Below are 394 nucleotides of genomic sequence, written 5' to 3' on the forward strand. Positions count from 1 at the left end.
TCTTGAAGTGCAGGGACTGGCGGGGGGGGCGCCCCCACAACAGGGAGGGCGCGGCGCGGGTGTCGGCCCCGGCGCGCACCGGGGCGCCGATCCGCGCGGCGCCGCGCAGCTGCCGCAGTCCGCGCCCGCCGGGCCGGTGGCCGCCGCCCCGCCGGTCTCTCCGGCCCCGCAGGTCTCCGTCGCACCGCAGGCTTCTGCCGCCCCGCCCGTACCGTCGCGGCTGCCGGACGCCGAGGTGCCGGACGGCTCCGTACGCCTCGCCGGCACCTCGGCGCCGATAGGCCCCGGCCCCCGCGCGGGCGACAGCAGGGAGCCGCAGCCGCACGCCCAGGCACCCGCCACGGACTGGGTCCGGCCGCCCGCGGGCGCGCCCGGCCCCGCCGCCAGCCGCTCG

The 394-nt window shown here is 83.0% G+C and carries 1 pseudogene; it reads left to right on the plus strand.

The annotated features are described in order from the left end of the window. Nucleotides 1-394: pseudogene (locus IH45_RS01000000144840) on the plus strand (hypothetical protein); the annotation flags it as partial.

Source organism: Streptomyces rimosus subsp. rimosus (assembly GCF_000720725.1).
In the GTDB taxonomy this organism is placed as follows: Bacteria; Actinomycetota; Actinomycetes; order Streptomycetales; family Streptomycetaceae; genus Streptomyces; species Streptomyces rimosus_A.